This is a genomic window from Brevibacillus sp. BD137 (assembly GCF_041644655.1).
GTDB classification, from domain to species: Bacteria; Bacillota; Bacilli; order Brevibacillales; family Brevibacillaceae; genus Brevibacillus; species Brevibacillus brevis_D.
This window is the reverse complement of sequence record NZ_JAOTNO010000009.1, coordinates 208746-229794: the sequence shown is the minus strand read 5'-3', so window position 1 is coordinate 229794 and position 21049 is coordinate 208746. Positions and strand designations below refer to the sequence as shown.

The following is a 21049-nucleotide window of genomic DNA, read 5'->3' as shown; positions in this document are numbered from 1 at the left end:
GATGGATTTCCATTGACTAGAGCGACCGTCACACCACAAATATTTCCTAATATTACAAGAAGATTGAATAAGGAGCAAGAAAGAAAGGCAAGCTTCTGGCTATCGTCGGCTATCGATATTTTGCCAAATACGATCGTCCCGATAAATGCTTCGAATGCAGACAATTCACTTGGCTTTTTACTCGCTGGCGGACAAGCCTACTTCTCCTCATTATGTAACATTCCTTTTTTTACCACGTCACATAGGCAAAGGGGGAATCACAAAAGATGAGAATAATCATGAAAGCCAGTGGCATCACCCTATTGGTCACATCCTTGATCGGATGCAGCTCGAGCGAGCAGTTCGTATCAAGAAGCGAAAGTGGAAACAAACCAGCAGCATCTGTTGAGCAAAGCCAAAACAATCAGGTAGCCTCCAGTCCAAGTCCTCCCAGCCAACTAGCTGATTACGCCCTGAAAAAATCGGGCAATCCTCTCCCTAATGACATGTACTTCAAAGATTACGGCACCAACCAATTTGTTTCTACCGCGAAGGACCGCCTGTCTACTTTTGCCGCAGATGTGGACACCGCCTCCTACACCATAATGCGCCATTTTATAAAAGACGGGAATCTCCCGCCAGCAGAAGCCGTTCGGGTGGAGGAATTCATCAACTTCTTCCCCACTTCGTATCCCGCGCCGACCAATCAGACATTTGCGATTCAGGCCGATGGTGGCCCCTCTCCGTTTCAAAAAAATCTTCAAATAGTGCGAATCGGCATCAAAGGAAAGGAATTAAGCCCAAAAGAGCGGAAGCCCGCTAATCTCGTCTTTGTCATTGATGTATCTGGCTCGATGAATCAGGAAAATCGACTAGAGCTGGTAAAAAAAAGCTTACATGTTCTTGTCGATCAACTCCAACCTACTGATTCAGTAGGGATCGTCGTCTATGGATCAGAGGGACGCGTTCTTTTGCCCCCAACCTCTCCCGAAGACAAACAGGCGATTTTATCAGCCATCGATGAACTGCAACCCGAAGGCTCCACCAATGCGGAACAAGGACTGGTGCTCGGTTATGAGATGGCGGCCCGTTCCTTCAAGCCTACTGCCATTAACAGGGTGATTTTATGCTCCGATGGCGTGGCCAATGTAGGGGAAACAGGAGCTGAGGGAATTTTGCGTTCGATCGAGGACTATGCGCGAAAAGACATTTACTTGAGCTCCTTTGGCTTTGGCATGGGTAATTATAATGATGTCATGATGGAGCAATTAGCGAATAAAGGAGAAGGCAGCTACGCCTACATCGATACGTTTTCAGAGGCACGCCGCATTTTTACGGAATCTTTGACAGGCACCCTCCAAACGATCGCTCGAGATGTGAAAATTCAGGTGGAATTCGACCCTAAGAAGGTAGACTCGTATCGCTTGATCGGTTATGAGAACCGCGATGTCCGCGACGAAGATTTTCGCAACGACAAGACAGATGCGGGCGAGATCGGCGCTGGTCATAGCGTGACCGCTCTTTATGAAGTGAAACTAGCTTCCCCTGTCCATGCAGAGCTCGGGACGGTTCGCGTGCGCTATCATCATGCCTCTTCCCAAAAAGTAGAGGAAATCTCTGAGCCCGTGAAGGTGCAAAGTACCTTGTCTCCTGATGTGACGTTCCTTGCTGCTGTAGCAGAATACGGGGAAATATTGCGAGAGAGTCCTTATGCCGAAAGAAGCTCTCTTGCCGATGTACTCAAACTGGCGGAAGCCACAGCCATTGGAGAGGAACAGCTAGAATTTGTCCGCTTGGTAAAAGATAGCATGGCGATCAAAAGGAACTAATGCTTGTTCCTATGCTTTGGTGTCACGCCTGTATCTCATCCAAATATAAACCATCATGCCAACCGCCGAACCGATTAGCAAAAATGTGATGCCATAATGACGTATATAAACGACGACCTTGAGCCATTCTTTCTCAAGCGCCCGTCCCAACAGTAAAAAAGTGACACTCCAAAGGAATGCGCCAGCGTAAGCAAATAAAGCGAATCGTCGAAACCCCATCGTAGAGACTCCTGCCAAATAGGCGGTAATATGACGGACGCCGGGCAAAAAATAGCCAATGAGCAACAGGTATGGACCGTACTTAGCAAACAGCTTTTGGGTTGACTCTATTTTTTTCGGCGTAATATGCAAGTACGGTCCAACCTTCATAAGCAACGGCAGCCCCCACTTCCACGCGATGGTATAGCTGACCGTAATCCCTACTGCCGCCCCCAAAAAAGCGCTCAGTATTGTAAACGGCATTTGCAAAACACCGCGAGAAACCGCATAACCGGCGTACGTCATCAGTACCTCATCGGGTATGGGGAGCCCCACAACACCAAGTGTGAGCGAAAAAAAGATGCCGACATATCCATATTTCATCAAAAAAAGATCCAAATGCTGCTCCACGGCTACCTCCAATAATGTTGTCCTACTTCATTGTATTCTCTCCCTATTCTTTGGCATTCTGGCTTTTTTACAAAAAAATCAGATCAAGGCATATGGTATCCTAAAAAAGATCTTATTTCCTTTTTCAGGTGACGTCATGAATTATATGGAGCAAATAACGTATGCCCTCTCGTTTATCGAGAAGCAGTTAACGGAAAAAGTCACTCTCGATGAAGTGGCATCAGCCGCCGGATATTCCAAGTACCATTTTCAACGCTTGTTTTTTCACGTGACAGGAGAAACAATCGGTCAGTACATGTCGAAGAGGCGCTTGACCGAGGCTGCCAAAGCGCTGTCGCTCGAACAAAAGAGTGTGACAGAAGTCGCCTTTACCTATGGCTTTGATTCCCACGAAGCCTTTACTCGCGCCTTTACCAAACGCTTTGGCCTGCCTCCTTCTGCTCTTCGCCGCTCTGGTAAGATGCCGCGATACATGATGTTGGAGCGCATGGAGTTGCCGTATTTAGAAAATATTCAGCGACAGTCCATTGAGCCCTTCTATGTCCCTGCCCACGAAGCACTGAACCTCGTAGGCTGCTACTCCCCTAGTTTTTCGGTTGGTGATATTACCGGTTGCTGGAGTCGCTTGGGGCAACAAGTGGGGTGGCAGCCAACGCAAAAGCGTTATGGTGTCCTTCGCTACCCAGATACATTTGGGCTGGAGCTGAGCTTTACGTATTTCGCCAGTCTGCCCGCATCGGAACATGCTGACATCGACAGTCTGGAAATGCTCACTTTGCCTGCATCAAGTTATCTTGTGTTCCCTCACAAAGGATCGGTGCAAAATCTCAAGCTGACGTATCAATACATATACGGGAGCTGGATGACACACGCATCCGCATCCGACCAGCTTTATGCTCGATGCGATTTTGAATACTACGATCACCGCTTTCTCGGAAATGACCATCCTGATTCGCTTTGTTTCATTTATATACCCGTTCTAGCCCGAGAATAGTCGGGAACGGTTCGCATTTTCGATCAAGTTTTTCCTCCTTTTCCTGTCGTACGCTGGATGTGTGAAAAGGAGTGGATCGAATGAATGAACTGACCTATTTGACAGCAACGGAGATGGGCACTTGGATTCGCGAGCGAAAAATAAGCGCCGAGGAAGCTACCCGGCATATCTTTAAACGAATCAACTCCCTCAATGGCAAAGTGAATGCCATCGTCGCCTATGATGAAAAGGCTGCGTTCGAAGCCGCCAAGCAAGCAGATAAAGAAATAGGGGAAGGCATCTATCGCGGGCCTCTTCACGGGGTACCCATCACAATCAAAGACTCTTTTGCCACAGCAGGACTCGCCACTACTTCTGGTTTCCCACCTCTCAAAGGCTACATTCCGCAACACGACTCAGCAATCGTTAGCAGACTGAAGCAGGCCGGAGCCATCATCCTGGGCAAAACGAATGTCCCTCCTCTTCTGATGGACATGCAAACAGACAATGATATTTACGGTAGGACGAATAATCCATGGAATCTGGAGAGAACAACAGGCGGAAGCAGCGGAGGATCGGCAGCCGCAGTTGCTGCCGGGCTTTCCTATTTGGATATCGGCAGTGACATTGGCGGTTCGTTGCGTGTTCCGGCTCATTTCTGTGGCGTACTTAGCTTGAAGCCAACAGAAGGAGCCGTTCCGTCAAGAGGACACATGCCCGGTTTTGAAGGAACCGCTGATTACACTTCCTCACGTCATCTTGCTTGCTATGGCCCCGTCGCTCGATCGATCGAGGATCTGGAAGTGGCCTTTTCCATCATTAGCGGTGGAAACGGCAACACTGGCCTGCCTCATGGACCACAAGTGTTGCCGCCTCTCCTCAAGGAACAGCCCCTGCACATTCGCTGGATGGAGGAGCTGCCCGGTTACCCGACGAGTCGAGCTATCCGCAATCAGTTGCGTCGCTTTGTCAAAGTGCTGGAGCAACAAGGTATGCATGTAGAACAAGTCACGGCACCACCTTTGGATATACGCAAAGCTTGGGAAACATGGGGGAAAATGATCGACGCGGAGTTAAACTCTACGACACCCACACTCATTCGCGGTTTGGCTCATCTCATGACGATGCCGATTTATCGCCAGCTTCCCACGGCTACCATGCTCATCCCGCTGACGTTCAAAAACTACATGCGTGTCTTAACCATTCGGGAGCAGCTCATTCGCAGCTTCGAGCAATTTATGGCCGACTGTGACTTGTTTTTGTGTCCGGTTAGTTGCACAACAGCTTTTCCACATATGGAAAAATCGAAAATGTGGGGCTACAAGCCGCTTTACACCAAACCGCTGTACGTAGACGAGAACCCGCAAAACTACTGGGCCGCTACGACTTTTTATACGAATCTGTTTAATGTAACCGGAAGTCCAGTCGTAACGATGCCGATTGGTTTTGATGAGCAAGGTCTCCCTATTGGCATACAGTGTGTGGGCAAGCGATGGCGTGATAGGGAATTGCTACAGAGTGCATCGACATTGTATGCGACCTGCCCAGAATGGCGAGCGCCTGCCATTTCTGTGGAGCCGCATTCAGAATAAAATATTCCAGTCAATCTGCATAAAGCCCCTTTCTTGTGAAGAAAACTACCAGTGCGAACCCCATTTCTGGTAATGAGGAGGGGCTTTATGCTTCCGTTATTATTAAAAAAGCGCCTGACACTGATCGTTTCCATGCTTTGCATGACGCTTCACCTGTCCGGCCTGTCCTTTGCAAAAGAGACAACAAACGCTCCAGCTGTTCAACAGTCCCATCTCCTCCAATCGAAGACGTTTCTTCAATCACAAGAGAGGCTTGCCTATTCGCTTGGCATTCAAGCATACATTTACGGCTATCCGTTAGTGATGTCCGCCAAAACGATGGAAGCCATGGTCAAAAATCGGGCGCCGATCAACCAGTTTTACTATGCGGACACACTCGCTTCCCCAGCTTATCGGGATATCGTGACGCCGAACTCCGATACCTTGTATATGAGCGCATGGCTGGATTTGTCGGAAACACCCGTCCGCTTGACTGTCCCCGCCAATCCGCAAAACCGCTATTATACCGTGCAAATGCTGGATGCGTACACAAATACGTTTCGTAATGTCTCCAATCGTTCCACCAAGCAGCAGGCCGGACAATATATCATTGCAAGCCCACAATGGAAAGGGCCTACCCCAGCCCATATCCCTGTGATCTACGCCCCTACGAATACCGTCTGGCTCATTGGTCGTGTCGAGGTAAAGGGTGAGGCTGATTTGCCGCAGGCAGTCTCGTTTGAAAAACAACTCGCGATTGCCCCTGTCCATCCAAAATTGCAGACGGCACATGTTCCCGAAGCGCTTCCCCCTGATGTGTTGTCGTCCCTTTCTTTTTTCCAAGTGATGACAAAATGGATCCAGAGCAATCCTCCCCCCGAATGTGATCGCGTCTTGCTCGATCAGTTCGCACAAGTCGGGATCGATGTCCAAAAAGGATTTGATCCTTCCGCGCTTGGTCCAGCCAAACTTGCGGGCCTACAGCGTGCTATACAGGATGCTCCGTCCATCGTACAAAATGGCTTTCCCAGCTACGCCACCTTCCATAATGGCTGGGGCTCCTTTTCCCCCATCGGCACGTATGGAAACCAGTTTCTCGCTCGTTCCTTTATCGCCTATTCTGGTATTGGGGCCAATGTGCCGAGCGAGGAAGCTTATTATCGCGCATTGACAGATGGCTCTGGAAAACCACTTACGGGAGCCAAAAGCTACACGTTGCATTTTACAAAGGAACAGCTTCCTAAGACGTCTGCTTTCTGGTCGATCAACGTCTATGACAACCAGTTGTTTTTAGCCAAAACAGCGGCTGATCGCGCATCGGTTCGCAGCAATACAGGAACGCTTGCGTACAATCGCGATGGCTCCCTCGATCTGTATTTGCAACAGCAACCGCCCAAAGGCAAGGAAGGAAACTGGCTCCCGCTCCCTGAGGGTGAGTTCAATCTCGTTTTGCGGGTATTCGCACCAGAGCCTGCAACGCTGGAAAAACAGCACGCTTGGCCCGTTGTCATGGAAAGCAGCCCATTACCGTAACACAAACGCAAAAAGGCACCGCCCCATCGTGAGCGGTGCCTTCTGTATTGAGTCTGTTACTTCTTCAAATCTTCAATGGAGTTAACATCCATGTAGGTTGGAACAGCCAATCCCAGCTTGGTTCCTTGCAGGTTCGGACCGAGGTCCTCTACGTCTTTCCCCAGCTTTTCCATGTAGTCTGCGTGCGTCGTTGGCAGCCAAGCTGCTACCATTCCATCCACATCGCCGTTCGATACACCGACCCACATTGGTCCAGCTTCTACTTGGCTAAGCTCCACTTTGTATTTCAGCTTTTGCTCCAGGACCGTCTTCACCACGTTCGTGCTGGCAATCTCCGAATCCCACGCGACATAGGCGAGCGTCAATTTTTTGCCTTCTGCAGGCTGGATGCCTTCTACCCACTTGTTGACGGTAGCCTCATTGTTTTTCACCCATTCGGCTGCTGCCTCTTCCGGCTTTTTGCCGCTCTCGATATCGAGCATCACTTTTTCCATATCCGCAGGTGTCCACGAAAACTTATCGAGGAATGCATACGCACTTGGTTGCTCCTCCTTCAGTCCTTTGCGCACGATGGTATGAATTTGCTCATCCTTCCCGAAAGTGCCTTTCGGATCATCGAGGTATTTCATTTGGAATTTAGAGAACATCCAGTGAGGTGTCCAGCCAGTCACGATAATCGGCTTTTTGTCTTTGTAGGCTTGGGTCAGAGCTGCTGTCATCGCTGCACTGGAGCCCTCCACCAGTTCCCAATCTTTCAGATCGTAGTCTTTCATGGCTTTTTCCGTCGCTTTCATCAGACCAGCGCCAGGATCGATTCCGATAATTTTATGATCCACTTGTGCTCCAACGCTATTCGGTGCAGACGTACCCGTATTGCCCTCGGCAGGCTGATTTCCCTGCGGTGTTCCCGCGTTTGAACATCCTGCCATTACCATGCTGAGTCCAAGTGCGACTGCCAGCCCTTTCAAGGCACCTTTTTTCATTTTCATGAAAACCCCTCCTACGCGTTTTTTCTCTTTCCAACACTTTGCGTGAGACGATCCAGCAAAATCGCCAAAATAACGATGGCCAGACCCGCCTCAAAACCTTCACCGATCTTGATCTGTGTTACGGCACGATACACGTCCGCTCCCAAGCCTTTCGCTCCAATCATGGAGGCAATCACGACCATGGACAGCGCGAGCATAATGCTCTGGTTAATCCCGGCCATCATTGTCGTCTTGGCAATCGGCAGCTGTACCTTCGTCAGCTTTTGCCAGTAGGTAGAACCGAACGCTTCAGAAGCCTCGATCAGATCGGCAGGAACCTGACGAATTCCTAGGTTGGTCAGACGAATCGTCGGTGGCATCGCAAAAATGACAGAAGCGATAACCCCTGGTACTTTACCGAGTCCAAAGAAAAAGATAGCAGGAATCAAGTACACAAACGCCGGCATCGTCTGCATAAAATCAAGCAGCGGTGTGACGACCTTTTGCACAGAATCATTCTTCGCGCACCAGATACCGACGGGAATCCCGATAATCACCGAGATCAGCCCTGCCGTCAATACCAGCGCAAGTGTTTCCATTGAGTGCTCCCAATAACCCAAATTCTGAATCAGAAGAAGTCCAATGAAGGTAAAAAGAGCAATTGCCACTTTGCCAGCACGATACGCCAGCAGCGTAAACAAAATGATCAGGGCCCAAAACGGGATTCCTGTTAGAATCCACGAAAACAAGTCAACGGTTCCACCGATTCCAGCTGATATGAAGTCGAACAAGAAGCCCAAATTCTTTTCCAGTCCATCTACAATCGTTTCTACCCAACTGTCGAGCGGCAGCTTCGGAAAAAATTGATCTTGACTCATGATGGATTCACCTGCCCCTCTTCAATCGTTGACTCTGGAACTTGTTGATTTACTTTTCCTGCCAATCCGCCCAGGACGGCTCCTTTTACAATCACGCCCAACAGACGATTTTGTTCCCCGATAACCGCCACAGGAATATCTGAAAACGCAACAAGGTCAAACATCTCATTGAGAAGTGTCTGCGGTCCGACAGTCGGTACCTCTGTTCGCAGCACAGATTCCAGCGACTGTCCTGCTTCCTTGGCTCCATTCACCGCGTCTGCCGTCAGCACACCCAGTAATGTTTTTCGTTTATCCACTACGTACAGACTTGATACACCACGCTCACGCATCATTTGGAGTGCGACGCGAGGCCCTCTGTCCAGTGTGATCGTCTCTGCTCGCTTCATGACTTTTTCCGCAGACAACACCTTGGAACGATCCACATCCTCTACGAAGCGTTCTACGTATTCGTTTGCTGGATTGGTCATGATTTCTTCCGGCGAGCCGATCTGCACGATCGCACCGTCTTTCATCAGAGCGATTCGATCCCCGATCTTTAATGCTTCGTCCAGGTCATGCGTAATGAAAATAATGGTCTTCTGCATGGTGCTCTGCAGTTCCAACAGCTCATCCTGCATGTCCTTGCGAATCAACGGGTCCAAGGCACTGAACGCCTCATCCATCAACAGCACATCGGGTTCATTCGCGAGTGCACGGGCCAGGCCCACACGCTGCTGCATCCCGCCACTCAACTGATCCGGATAGCTTGCTTCCCAACCGCCGAGTCCGACAAGTGTGAGTGACTTTTTCGCTTTTGCCTCACGCTCGGCCTTTGGCATCCCTTGAATCTCCAGACCGTACTCCGCATTTTCAAGTACTGTCCTGTGAGGGAACAAGGCGAACTTTTGAAATACCATCCCCAGCTTCTTTCTTCTTACTTCCTGTAACTGCTCGGTGTTCATACTGACGATATCCGTACCGTCAATCAGGATCTTGCCTTCTGTAGGTTCAATCAACCGGTTCAATAATCGAACCAAGGTCGACTTCCCGCTTCCCGAAAGCCCCATGATGACGAAAATTTCGCCTGCATGCACCTCAAAACTCGCTTGATTCACCCCAAGGGTAAGACCCGTTTCCTTCAAGATTTCTTGCTTGGTCTTCCCCTGCTTCACCTGGGACAATGCGCGTTGGGGTTGGCGTCCAAAGATTTTGGTCAAATTCTCTACTTTGATCTTGGGCATATGGTCACCTCCAACTATTACGCCCGGCATCCGGACTGTTCTTTACCCTTACAATTGTAACCAGCCATTTTTTTTACCTCAAACTGGGTGAGGCATGATAATCCGTCATTTTCAGCGTTCAGAAAAAACTTTACGTACTTTACTTCCTGTATTCTCAGTTTATCGCGTATATACTGTACAATATCTCCATTTACTTTTTGCAGTTGGAGACGTACAATTCTAGTCAGGTTACTATGATAGAGGAGCTGCTTTTTTCAAAATGGATACCAATCAGGAAAAAATCCTCGAAAAAGCTCAGGAACGCGTGATTGAAACGCTGGCTCGCAACATGGATCTGTATGGAATCACCATGTCAACGGGACTGCTGTATGGCACATTGCTCTTTCAGGACAAATCAATGACACTCGATGAGATGGGCGAAGCACTGGGCATGAGCAAAACCAGTATGAGCACTGGCGTCCGCACATTGATGGACTTAAATATGGTAGAAAAGATATGGAAAAAAGGGACACGGAAGGATCATTACGAGGTCAATCTGGATTGGTACCAGAACTTCATTGACCTCTTTTCCGTGAAGTGGCGTCACGCCTGTGAACATAATGCACACGCCTTGAAAAAGTCGCTCCTTGAGCTTCGCGCGCTCCAGCAATCCGAAGAGCTTTCCGAAGAAGTCACCGAGCGTGTGGACCTCAGTATCAAGCGCATTGAAAATGGGTTAGAGTATTATCTGTGGCTGTCCCGTTTGATCGACTCCTTCGAATCCCATGATATCTTTCAGTTTGTACCGAAAAAGGAAAATGAATCATAAGAAGTACACAATCGAAAAAGACTCGTTCCTGACAATAGGAACGAGTCTTTTTGTGGTACAATTATCCAGAGCGAATTCACGCTCTTCTATGATGAAAGGAGTGGTCAGTTATGAAAAAGGACAGGAAACAACGTTCTTATAAAGCTGTGCGTGTACCAAACAACCAAAAAGGGGAACACCAACACTAACCCCCTTTCACCAAGGAGGAAATGGATTGATTCGGAAAACAGCTCTACTGATTATTGATGCGCAAGTAGGTATTATCGAAGGGCAACTTGGTCCTGTTTTTCAGCCGTCTACACTTGTCCAAACATTGAAAAAAGTAAGAGAAGACGCCTATAGCAAGGGTATTCCTGTGCTGTACGTTCAGGATGCGGATGTCGGGGAAGTCGGTTCAGACGACTTTGCCATCCACCCTGAGATCGCACCTCTCCCATCAGAAACAGTGATTCAAAAACTAGCGACTGACTCGTTTCACGGAACAGACCTGCACGAAAAGCTACAAGCGCTCGGAATTAACCACCTTGTTATCACAGGGTGCAAAACCGAGTATTGTATCGACAGCGCCTGCCGCAAAGCGACGACACTCGGCTATGATGTGACGCTCGTCAAAGACGGGCACTCTACATCGGACAATCAGGTATTGTCAGCGGAACAAATCATCGCCCATCACAATACATGCTTGCATGGATTAGGGAATATTGAGCCATTTATTTTGGTACGGGAGTCAACCGAGGATATCTTCGCCCCTACCCATGATTCTTACCGATAACGTTTTGCTGAATTTCCCGAAACCGTCTCTTCAGGCGGTTTCTTGTTTTGTCCTGCTTACGATTTGATCTTGCTATAATAGAAGAAACGAATCTGCCTATCGAAGGAGAAACCATGTCGACTACTATCGCTATACCAAGATTGGGCATAGGAGCTGTCATCCTAAACGACAAGAATGAAATTTTGCTGGTATTACGAAACAGAGATCCTGAGAAGAATACATGGAGCATTCCGGGTGGAAAAGTTGATCCCTATGAACAACTGGAGACGAGTGTTGTCCGCGAAATCAAAGAAGAAGTCAATCTCGATGTCGAGGTAAAGGCTCTGCTGTGCACCGCAGAAACCATCCGCCCGGAAAGTGTCGAGCATTGGGTGTCGGTCATTTACGAAGTCACGATCCTGGGTGGAGAAGCACGCAATTTAGAGGAAGGCGGGGCGATTGGAGACATGCGCTGGTTTTCACTCGATGCACTTCCGTCGAGTCTGGCTTGCTTCGCGGTACCAGCTATTGAGCATTTGCAAAACCGGAACCGTTCATGAAAAGCAAAACGGACAGTTGCCCATAGGGTCTGTCCGTTTTTTTAAAAAAGAAGATTACTGCCCTTTTCGGATGATCTCTTGCACTCTCCCCACTTGTCCATCCGTCAAACGGACCTTGATTCCATGCGGATGGGTACTGGAGTTCGTCAGGATATCCTTGACGATTCCACGGGTGCGCTTGCCTGTGCGTTGGTCCTGTTTCAATACAATCTCGACCTCAAGACCCGCTGCGATGTCTTTTCGATTTTTTCCGTTCATTTTTCCCTTCTCCTTTTTTCGTTCTATGTCCCACCTATGATATAATCTACAAACAAATCCATCTCACCGGAGGAAACCATGCTTACTTTTGAAGAAAAACTAGCGATCATTGAATCTTTTCCACAACTGACTCGGAATGACGTCTCCCTGAAACGGGTTAATTTTCATTATGAGGAAAGTCTTCATGAAAAGAAAACGGTTGTCTATCACCTTCATCCGAACGGCAACGGCTTTGTGTTCGTCGGCTTTGTGAAGAGCTATCAAAAGCAAAAAGACGATAAGGGCTTCATCAATATCCGTGATTTCTCGGCGGAAGAACTGCGCACGGTTATCGAAGCGTCTATCCACTCTCTCTCCCAAAAACGTGAGGAAGCGCCTAAAATCACTGCCGCATCAGATCAACTGGAGCAAACATGGGTCGACAAGCAAAACCGCACGCTCTTGCTGCAACAGGAAGACGCGTTGTGGAACGTATACCACGGGATGAACCTGGAAGCTTCCTTTGAATCGTACGTAGAAGCGGAGCAGTATCTGATTGAAGAAGGATTTTCCCTTCAACAATAAGCCCTTCCTCCTCCCTGCTACATGTACCATACCAAATCGTAGAGGTTTTGATCAAATGGGCGCAGGTGAACCTACCGCTTGCGCCATCCCAACACAGGGGGGGCGTATGACATGATCAAGTACAGAGATGCACTTCTTACGAATATTCACAAACAGATTGAGACGTGGTATACCCAGAAGTCCCCCATCTCTCATGAAGAGCTATATCGCTTTCTTCATTCGTTAAAAGGGACATCCGGGACGATTGGCTTGACCGACTTGTCCGATCTGTCTCAGATCCTCCTGGATCGAATGGATGACATGCCGGCCAAGGATTGGTCGCTCGGTGAATGGCGATTGTTTTTGCACGAGTTGATCAGCTTGTGTTACGAACAACGGCCGGAACAGGAAGTTTTTATCGAGAACCCCATTCTCCAACGGGAATCCCCTTGTGAGCAACAGCCTTTGGTCCTCATCCTGGACGATGACGTCACCCTGCTTATGTATCTAAAGGAATATTTAGAAAACCACAATTGGTCTGTCATCGCAACGGTCTATCCTCATATGGCTCTCGACTATTTTCACGACATGAACCCCGACTGCTTCATTCTGGATTTGAACATCCCGGAAACGGGCGGCTTCCAAGTGATACAGACGATTAGCGAAAAAATAAAGAAGCAATATGTGCCTACGACCATTATCAGCATCGATTGCGGACGGGAGACCCGTCTGAATGCCTATCGTTTGGGCGCAGATGACGTCATGTGCAAACCGCTTGATATGGAAGAGCTGGTTGTACGCCTTGAACGCCAGCTTCGCCGGAAGCGCTGGATGAATAGCATTTTGTTTTTGGACGAGCTCACGGGTGTCAACAATCGCAATTCTTTTGTTGATACATACCAACGGCTTCTTTCTGATGCCCAACGAACCAACACCCCCTTCTCATTGGCATTTTTAGATATCGATTTTTTCAAAGGGGTCAATGATACATATGGTCATCTGATCGGGGACGAGGTGCTGACTCGTTTTGCTGCTTTCATCGGGCAGAGCGCGGAAAAACAGGATGTATTATTCCGGTACGGCGGAGAGGAATTTATCCTGTTGATGCCGCGTACGACTGTACAGACAGGAAAGATACGCCTGGAACAAATGCTCTCTGCTTTTTGTTCGCTTACGTTCGATGCTCCTGAAGGAACGTTTTCCTTAAGCTTTTCCGGTGGAATCGTACAAGTAGATGATCCTCATAGACCGCATACGTATTGGGTAGAAGCTGCAGACACTGCTTTGTATGCAGCCAAAAATGCAGGGCGGCGCCGGATTGAAACCGCTCAAATCACAGAGACACATGATACCCCTAAGGTAAAACTAAAGGTTGCGATAATCGATGACGATCCGATGATTCGCGTGATGCTTGCCGATTCCATCCAAACCAGTTTTGACGGTTGGATGCACGTCGACATCCAGACTTTCGAAGAAGGAGCAGCTTTCTTTGGCTCCACCTGGCATCAGGGACAAGAGCCTTATCTGGTCATTTTAGACGGGATGATGCCACAGATGGATGGCCTCGAGGTTCTCCGGAAAATCCGGAATTTGCCGAATGCCAAGAAATATACGGTGATTATGCTAACAGGTCGTACGGAAGAGCAAGACATAGTCCGCGCGCTTCAGCTCGGAGCTGACGACTATATGACCAAGCCATTCCGTACACGCGAACTGGAGGCTCGCATCACGCGACTGGTTAAGCGAATGCTGTAAGGAGGTAGCAAGATGGCAACAATTATGCTGGCCGAAGACGAAGCCGTGTTGCGCATGTTGATTGGCGACACGCTCGAAGACGAGGGACACGAGCTCGATATCGCTTGTGATGGAGAGGAAGCCCTGCAAAAAATCGGTCAAAATGAGTACGACTTGATTATTTTAGATTATATGATGCCAAAGCTGACAGGCTTTGAAGTATTGCAGCAGCTCAAACAGATGGACGATAAAAAGGCAGTCAAGGTCCTGATCCTCTCGGCAAAAAGTCAACATGCCGAACAGGAGAAAATGCGTGAAGCTGGTGCTGATGACTTCATGCCGAAGCCCTTTAGCCCGATGGATCTCGTCCGGAAAGTGGAGGAAATGCTCGCATGACGGGTTTCTGGGCGTTTATCAGAAAAAGCATCACGCGTCGCTTCATAGCGATGATGCTTCTTTTTCTGTCACTGCTGATTGCGGGCGCTGGCATCGTTCAAGATTTGAATAGCAGCGTACTAACCCATTATCAGACGGAGATATACAATACCAAGGAAAAACAAAATTTGGTCGCAGACATCGCTGAGCACACGAACCAGATCTTTTTTCGCGCAAGGGGTTATTACGCTTTCTTGAGCCCATCTGAGTACAATGAGCTATTTCTTGAGAAAAAGAAGCTGGAACAAGCGCTGGATAAATTTAAGAAGCTTCCGCTCAATGATGATGAGCAAGCGCTTGTCGCTTCGATCGAATCTTTCTTTACGAACTTTTTCGCCAATGTGTTTCCTACTTTTTCGAGTTATGCAAAAAACGGAGACTTTGAATCCATGCGAAAAGCTTCGGCCAGTGGCGTGAATCAGGAAGTGAACAACCTGCTTACATACGCCGCGCGGTATCAGGAAGAGCACGATCAGCTTATCTATACGAAAAACCAACTACTGTTCGATGAGATGTCACAGCTAAGCACCTGGTTTCTCGTGTACTCGCTGATGGTGCTGGTGATCATGATAGTAGTGACCATTCAAACTACGCGGGATATCGGCAGGCCGTTGGTTCGTCTATCCCAAAATGCTGAACAGTTCGCTAATGGCGGTACACCTCTTTTGCAGGACTTGAACAGGATTGACGAAATCGGCAGGCTCTCCCGCTCCCTCGACTATTTGATCAGGCAAATTCAAGCCAAAGAAGAAGTGCTCATGGCGCAAAACGAAGAGCTGCAAGCCCAGCAGGATGAACTGATGATGCAGCAAGAAGAGTTACAAGAAGCATTGGGCAAGATGGAGGAAAACGAACGGTATTTGGAAAAGAAAAACCGTTTCATCCTCGCTTTGTCGAATACGCTGGATAAAGATGAGCTGCTATCCAGTATCATTCGTAATATAACTGAAGTCATGGATGCCGATAAAGGTGTTATCGTCATGTTGAACACTGACAGGGACGCAGCTAGCTTTGGCGTTTCGCAGAACGGTCTGGAGCAATTGCGCAAAGGATTGGATGATGGTCCATTCGTGCGAATCAGGGAAACGGGCCTGCCATATGTCCTGATGCGTGAAAGCACTGACGCTGAGCGCGGCTACACAGAGGAAAAGTCACAAACATTTGAGCTTTACCTCCCAGTGCTAGATGCTCAGCAGACAATCGTTGCCTGTATCATTTGCTCCCGTATCGGTCGAAAATTCACGAATCAGGAGCTACAAGTCATCATCGGCATCGCCAAGCAGATTTCCTTGGCACTCGACAAGCTCGAGATGTATGAGGAGACAGAGCGACAGCGTAAAATGACGCAGGATATGCTCGATTCTGTTCAAGAAGGCATTCAGCTTATAGATTTGAGTGGAGAAACACTTCAGGTGAACTGGAATTTTTGTGAGCTCATGTGTTACGACCATCAGCTCGCTTCGCAAGGATTTGACTTGGAACAGTTCCTTTCCCATCTACAGAGTCGAACCTCTGAGCCTGATCGGCTGATTCAGTATGTCAGATCTGTTGTTTTAGACGAAGGTGCCATTCCTTCAGGCAGTATTGTGTTTGAGATGACTGGACCGCAAATACGCTATATTCAGCTCTATGCAGAGCCATTGTACCGGAACCAAGAGAAATGGAGTACCTTGCTCGTTTACCGTGACTTCACCAAGGAATACGAGATCGACCAAATGAAATCGGAATTCGTCAGTACGGTCAGCCATGAGCTGCGTACTCCTCTTGCCAGCGTACTTGGTTTTGCGGAGCTGCTGTTAACGAAAAAGCTCAAGCCCGAACGTCAACAGCGGTACATAGCGACCATTTATCAAGAAGCTACTCGCCTGACTGCACTAATCAACGATTTCTTGGATTTGCAACGCATGGAATCCGGCAGACAGACGTATGAGCTAGAGAATGTTGCCATTGATCAAGTGATTCGAGATATTTTCGAACTTCATCGAGTACAGTCCCCTCTCCATCGGTTTGAACTCGACTTGCAAACGGATCAAACCGTTGTTTATGGAGACCAAGCCAAGTTGCATCAAGTATTTTTGAATCTAATCAGTAATGCCGTCAAATACTCACCGCATGGTGGTCATGTCCGGGTGGGTTGTCGACAAGATGGCAATCGCTTGCTCGTGGAGGTCCAGGATGAAGGGCTAGGCATTCCTTCCGAAGCCATCCCTCACCTGTTTACCAAATTTTATCGCGTAGATAACTCGGATCGTCGCGAGATCGGCGGTACAGGATTGGGTCTCGCCATTGTTCAGGAAATCGTCCATATGCATCATGGAGAAGTTTCCGTTATTTCCGAATCGGGCAAGGGTAGTACATTTACGGTTACTCTTCCATTGACTGAGCACGCTTTGTCCCCTGGCTATCCAGCGGGAAGTGAGGAAGCTGTTTCTCCAACTGGTCCATGCAAAGGAAACGTTGTGATCGTCGAGGACGATTTGAACTTAACCGAGCTGCTGCGTCATGAGTTAACATGCTCTGGATTCAGCGTCAATTCCTTCTCTACGGCGTCCGAGGCAGTAGCAGCAATCGAGGAGCTACGACCGGATGCTGTCGTGCTTGACCTTAACTTGAAGGACGGCGAAAGTGGTTGGAAGGTCATTGAGGAGATACGCAACAACCCGGATTTACGAACCATTCCCATCGTGATCTCCAGTGCTTTTGAGGAAAAGAAAAAGGCATTTGATCTGGGGGCAACCGGCTATCTGATCAAGCCTTATCATCCAGATACCTTGTCTAAAGCGATTTTGCTGGCCATCACGAATCATGAAGCAACGGGACAGATCTTCATTCCCGACGAACAGTAAAGATGGTATGGACAAAGGAGGCTGCGTCGATGGAAGCGCGGCCTCTTTTTTTTCCTACTACCAAAGAAAATCTTGGTATATTCACGCGCTTTCCATCACACATTAATAGAGGTTACTTTGTGCACTTTTGCCCTGCAAAGGAGGAGTTCATGTGTATTTCTCAAAAAAAGCAGTCGTTCCAATCGAAGAAGAGGAAACAGATGTATGGACGTGCAGTAACGAGGGCTGTACGTGCTGGATGAGAGATAACTTTTCCTTTGATAAGAGCCCGAGCTGCCCTTTTTGCCATGCCCGTATGGTAAAAGACACGCGCATGCTACCGGTCCTAACCAATCACAACAGCAAACGGAACTCTTGAGTCCTTCTTTTCTTTTTTCTTGCGGGTATTCTTCCTCTTCTCTACAATAGGCTCATGACGTACGAATGTTAGAGGAGTATGCCCATGAACCGAAAAGAGATGGAAGATCAAGTGATTCAAGCCTACCAGCGCGATGAGGGCATGATGATTCTCGTTTTTGCCCAATGGTGTGTGAATCACGGTCTCGATGCACGCGAATTATACCGCCGCGCTTATCCCGCTCAAGGGGAAAATACGTTACTCGCTCAAATGCTGGACAATACCGTTCCCAAAGAAGAAGCTGAGGACATTCCTGATGCGACTCTCCTCGGTGTATTGTCACTGTTTGGCAATGACGATTTGGCGTTTGTGGTCAGTGAGACCATCGATGAAATGAAAAAGAATCCGAAATAATGTATGAAAGCCATTCTCGTGCGAAAGCTACACGCGCGGGTGTGGCTTTCTTTCTTTTTAATTTTTTCCGGAATCCCCCTCTCCTGTCCAAATACGAATCAAAGAAAACTTTATTATCATAAAACCATTCACAGTTTATTGTTTGAGCGACAACGTCAGCCGACAAACGATGAAATGGAGAATATCGAAATGTATACAGATTCAAAAATCTTGAAATCTCTGTTTTACATCCAGCTCTTCTCAAGTTTTCTCGTTGTAGTCGGTCATTTCACGGCTTCTGCACTTTCTTTTACAGATCCGTTCTGGATCGTGGCCCTCAATCAGATCAGTCGCTACGGCACTGTCCTGTTGACGATCGCCACTGGTTATTTGACTGCTTATTCTTTTGAAGCCAAGAGCCCTACTGCTCGCGAGTTTTTTTCAGGGAAGCTTCTCTATATTTTTGTCCCTTATTTAGTATCTGGTGTCCTGTACCATTACTTGTTGAAAAAAGGGATGCCTCATACTGCCCAAGACTTTACGAACATTGTTTTAGGCAAATCGGGTGACCATCTATACTTTGTGTTTATGATTTGTCAGTATTACGTTTTTGCCTATCTGTTTCGTCGTGTGATTACGAAGCGCAATATTTTGGTTGTCATTTGGATTCTGCTCGGTATTCAGTACATCTACATCAACTTCATCCATCAGGGCTGGTTCGGGCTCACCACGCGTCATATGCTCCCGAGCTGGATTTTCACCCTATACATGGGGCACGTGTTGTATTGGTACCGTGAATCGATCCTTTCCTTTTTGCGAAACAACCGCTCAATCCTGACGCTGATGACGGGTGTTTCCACTGCGGCTGCGCTGTTTTTTGTTATCTCAAACAAGCTGTATGTGGCTGTGCATTTGACTTTTGTCTTCGCCACGCTTTTGTCGTTTCTCGTGCTCATGGTCTTCTTTTTGGAACGCGTCGATCGTTTGCACATCAAGTTTCGAAAAGGGCTGACGTATTTTATTTTCTTGTTTCACTCTGCTTTTTTGATCATGTTCAAAGATTATTTGTTTGCGAAATACGGCGAGGTCGCTTGGCTGTTTGAAAGCACGTTGTACTCGCTGCTGTACTTACTCCTGATTATCGGGTGTAGTTGTCTATTGGCGCTTATGCTGGTCTGGATGGTAAACAAACTGGAGCGTATCTCCAAAACCATACGACAAACACGTAGGCCGCTTCACGCTAGCAAATAAACAGTCACGTGTTTTTTCACAAAAAAATGACCTATTCATGCTGCACGTCTGTTCTCGAGCGTGCCTTCAGGAATAGGTCGTTTTTTTTTTTTTTGTACCGTTAGATATGATGGCTCATCGACATCGAGCCACTTGTACATGTGTCGCAGGGCTTGAATTGCATGGAAAACTTCGTTTGCAGATCAGTAGATTCGCACGTAATCGTTCCTCCATGTCGCTCAATGATTTCTTTGCAAACGTATAAGCCAATTCCAGTACCGAGCTCCTTCGTCGTGAAAAACGGTTCAAAAATAACCGAGAGCAGGTCAGGTGGTATTGGCGAACCATTGTTGGACACTGTAATCGAGGAGCTGTCGGGCGTTTGGGACACCTCAATGACGATCTCCTTATCGCTTGTTTTTTTATGTAACGCATCCAGCGCATTCGAAATGATATTGATAAACACCTGCTTCATTTCATCCTTGTAGCCTTTTAGTTGGAAGGTAGGATCGATACTGCATTGGATATCCACATTCACGTCAACGATATTCGGATAAAGGAAGGACAGAATCTCATCAAACAACTCCCAAACGCTAAAAACCTCCATTTGCTTATAGACCGCTCCCTTTTTCGAGACCAGCAAAAACTGCGAAACCCGGTAATTCAATTGCCGCAGCTCATTTTCAATAATGTCTACGTAAGGGAGGTTCGGGTAATCTTCTTTTAACAAACGCGAGAATCCCATAATGGAAGTAAGCGGGTTCCGGAATTCATGGACGAAGCTGGATGCCATTTGCCCTAGAATCGTGAGCCTGTCTTTGTGAGAACGCTCGATAAATAGCTTCTTCTCTTCCAAATCGTTGTCTTTGAGATCGGTATATTTAAAAACAGCATGTACCAAAAAGACATCAAAGCATTCGTTTATTTTCAATAGGGCAGGCATTAAAGTGGCAGGCGTAAAAGGACCTTTTTGGAGAAGATCGATAACCATTTCTCGGCCCATGCACACGTTGGAAACGAAATCGCCGATGTTGGTCTCTGCCCTGTTTCGTTCATATGCGACCTTGTAAGCCAATTCTTTAATATCCTCAAGAGTGATTTCCGAACGAAAATATTCAATAACCATACGATACAGTGCTTGTCCATTCAGATGGATCAATCCCTTGTATTGATCACTGTCCGAAACGGCAATTCGTCGCTTGAATTCTTTTACGATCGCTGCCTCGTGCTCGTCCAAATATACTGCCAAGTCATCCATCGGCATCTATCCCCACTCCGAATTATAGGCAAACTCACCTTCCAGCCCATTATACTATCATTATCATTAATTAACTAAATATTTTTACTACTTTAGCAAAAAAGAATAGTAAGGGGAAAGGAGCTACTTGTCAAAACCACTCGTCCTCCTGTCGTCAACAATACGATTCCCCTTGGAAACTGACCCATTATCTGGTATATTGGTGTCACGTCTATTTGGATGGAAAGGTACGGTAACTACGTATGCCAACAACTACTTTGTAATGGCCTAAAAAACTGGATAGCTTGCCCTTCGGAAAACTAACGGTGTTTTTCGCACAGGTGCAGTCTGCCC

At 47.6% G+C, this 21049-nt stretch carries 20 protein-coding genes; 14 read left to right on the top strand and 6 right to left on the bottom strand.

The features are described 5' to 3' along the window. Nucleotides 1–266: 266 nt before the first annotated feature. Complete coding sequence (locus tag ODZ53_RS20000; protein WP_372679437.1) at nucleotides 267–1808, top strand: vWA domain-containing protein; 1542 nt, start codon at nucleotides 267–269, stop codon at nucleotides 1806–1808. Nucleotides 1809–1817: 9 nt separating this feature from the next. Here the strand turns inward: ODZ53_RS20000 and ODZ53_RS19995 are convergent, their stop codons facing one another. Next, entirely contained in the window at nucleotides 1818–2429 is a 612-nt protein-coding gene (locus tag ODZ53_RS19995; protein WP_199926465.1) for a DedA family protein, read from the bottom strand. A 124-nt stretch (nucleotides 2430–2553) separates the two neighbouring features. On the opposite strand from ODZ53_RS19995, the gene ODZ53_RS19990 reads away from it, so the two are divergent. The 3 genes from ODZ53_RS19990 to ODZ53_RS19980 all read left to right on the top strand — a co-directional run bounded on the left by ODZ53_RS19990 (nucleotide 2554) and on the right by ODZ53_RS19980 (nucleotide 6494). Beyond that, a complete protein-coding gene (locus tag ODZ53_RS19990; RefSeq protein ID WP_372679434.1) occupies nucleotides 2554–3411 on the top strand; it encodes a helix-turn-helix domain-containing protein in 858 nt (285 codons plus the stop codon). Nucleotides 3412–3491: 80 nt separating this feature from the next. Continuing rightward, nucleotides 3492–4982, top strand: a complete 1491-nt coding sequence (locus ODZ53_RS19985; protein ID WP_372679432.1) for an amidase — start codon at nucleotides 3492–3494, stop codon at nucleotides 4980–4982. Nucleotides 4983–5069: 87 nt separating this feature from the next. After that, a complete protein-coding gene (locus ODZ53_RS19980; RefSeq protein WP_372679430.1) occupies nucleotides 5070–6494 on the top strand; it encodes a DUF1254 domain-containing protein in 1425 nt (474 codons plus the stop codon). A 56-nt stretch (nucleotides 6495–6550) separates the two neighbouring features. Here ODZ53_RS19980 and ODZ53_RS19975 read toward each other — a convergent pair whose 3' ends face one another. The 3 genes from ODZ53_RS19975 to ODZ53_RS19965 are packed head-to-tail and all read right to left on the bottom strand — an operon-like array spanning nucleotide 6551 to nucleotide 9563. Then, nucleotides 6551–7477, bottom strand: a complete 927-nt coding sequence (locus tag ODZ53_RS19975) for a glycine betaine ABC transporter substrate-binding protein (RefSeq protein WP_142498194.1) — start codon at nucleotides 7475–7477, stop codon at nucleotides 6551–6553. Nucleotides 7478–7494: 17 nt separating this feature from the next. Further along, complete coding sequence (locus tag ODZ53_RS19970; RefSeq protein ID WP_372679428.1) at nucleotides 7495–8340, bottom strand: ABC transporter permease; 846 nt, start codon at nucleotides 8338–8340, stop codon at nucleotides 7495–7497. Continuing rightward, complete coding sequence (locus ODZ53_RS19965) at nucleotides 8337–9563, bottom strand: quaternary amine ABC transporter ATP-binding protein (protein WP_015893301.1); 1227 nt, start codon at nucleotides 9561–9563, stop codon at nucleotides 8337–8339. The genes ODZ53_RS19970 and ODZ53_RS19965 overlap by 4 nt, the downstream gene beginning before the upstream one ends. Before the next feature lie 259 nt (nucleotides 9564–9822). Here ODZ53_RS19965 and ODZ53_RS19960 point away from each other — a divergent pair, with 259 nt between their 5' ends. The 3 genes from ODZ53_RS19960 (at nucleotide 9823) to ODZ53_RS19950 (ending at nucleotide 11682) form a co-directional block, all read left to right on the top strand. Then, complete coding sequence (locus ODZ53_RS19960) at nucleotides 9823–10371, top strand: GbsR/MarR family transcriptional regulator (protein WP_199926471.1); 549 nt, start codon at nucleotides 9823–9825, stop codon at nucleotides 10369–10371. Between the two features lie 214 nt (nucleotides 10372–10585). Beyond that, the gene (locus tag ODZ53_RS19955; RefSeq protein ID WP_015893303.1) at nucleotides 10586–11143 is read left to right on the top strand and encodes a cysteine hydrolase family protein; all 558 of its coding nucleotides are present in this window, start codon (nucleotides 10586–10588) and stop codon (nucleotides 11141–11143) included. 113 nt (nucleotides 11144–11256) lie between these two features. Further along, on the top strand, nucleotides 11257–11682 hold the full coding sequence (locus ODZ53_RS19950; protein ID WP_372679425.1) for an NUDIX domain-containing protein: 426 nt from the start codon (nucleotides 11257–11259) through the stop codon (nucleotides 11680–11682). Between the two features lie 54 nt (nucleotides 11683–11736). On the opposite strand, the gene ODZ53_RS19945 is transcribed toward ODZ53_RS19950, so the two are convergent. Continuing rightward, nucleotides 11737–11940: a YwbE family protein gene (locus tag ODZ53_RS19945; RefSeq protein ID WP_015893304.1), complete on the bottom strand. Its 204-nt coding sequence runs from the start codon at nucleotides 11938–11940 to the stop codon at nucleotides 11737–11739. Nucleotides 11941–12018: 78 nt separating this feature from the next. Here ODZ53_RS19945 and ODZ53_RS19940 point away from each other — a divergent pair, with 78 nt between their 5' ends. The 7 genes from ODZ53_RS19940 (at nucleotide 12019) to ODZ53_RS19910 (ending at nucleotide 19479) form a co-directional block, all read left to right on the top strand. After that, on the top strand, nucleotides 12019–12504 hold the full coding sequence (locus tag ODZ53_RS19940; protein ID WP_106840000.1) for a hypothetical protein: 486 nt from the start codon (nucleotides 12019–12021) through the stop codon (nucleotides 12502–12504). Between the two features lie 111 nt (nucleotides 12505–12615). Continuing rightward, complete coding sequence (locus tag ODZ53_RS19935) at nucleotides 12616–14238, top strand: response regulator (protein WP_372679422.1); 1623 nt, start codon at nucleotides 12616–12618, stop codon at nucleotides 14236–14238. Nucleotides 14239–14250: 12 nt separating this feature from the next. Then, a complete protein-coding gene (locus ODZ53_RS19930; RefSeq protein WP_015893307.1) occupies nucleotides 14251–14613 on the top strand; it encodes a response regulator transcription factor in 363 nt (120 codons plus the stop codon). Beyond that, nucleotides 14610–17498, top strand: coding sequence for an ATP-binding protein (locus tag ODZ53_RS19925; RefSeq protein WP_372679419.1), 2889 nt, complete (start codon nucleotides 14610–14612; stop codon nucleotides 17496–17498). The genes ODZ53_RS19930 and ODZ53_RS19925 overlap by 4 nt, the downstream gene beginning before the upstream one ends. A gap of 151 nt (nucleotides 17499–17649) precedes the next feature. Beyond that, on the top strand, nucleotides 17650–17856 hold the full coding sequence (locus tag ODZ53_RS19920) for a cold-shock protein (protein ID WP_199926476.1): 207 nt from the start codon (nucleotides 17650–17652) through the stop codon (nucleotides 17854–17856). An 84-nt stretch (nucleotides 17857–17940) separates the two neighbouring features. Continuing rightward, complete coding sequence (locus ODZ53_RS19915; RefSeq protein ID WP_016741286.1) at nucleotides 17941–18249, top strand: hypothetical protein; 309 nt, start codon at nucleotides 17941–17943, stop codon at nucleotides 18247–18249. 189 nt (nucleotides 18250–18438) lie between these two features. Then, complete coding sequence (locus ODZ53_RS19910) at nucleotides 18439–19479, top strand: acyltransferase family protein (protein WP_372679416.1); 1041 nt, start codon at nucleotides 18439–18441, stop codon at nucleotides 19477–19479. A gap of 100 nt (nucleotides 19480–19579) precedes the next feature. Here the strand turns inward: ODZ53_RS19910 and ODZ53_RS19905 are convergent, their stop codons facing one another. Next, nucleotides 19580–20722, bottom strand: a complete 1143-nt coding sequence (locus tag ODZ53_RS19905) for a sensor histidine kinase (protein ID WP_087348964.1) — start codon at nucleotides 20720–20722, stop codon at nucleotides 19580–19582. Nucleotides 20723–21049 lie beyond the last annotated feature (327 nt).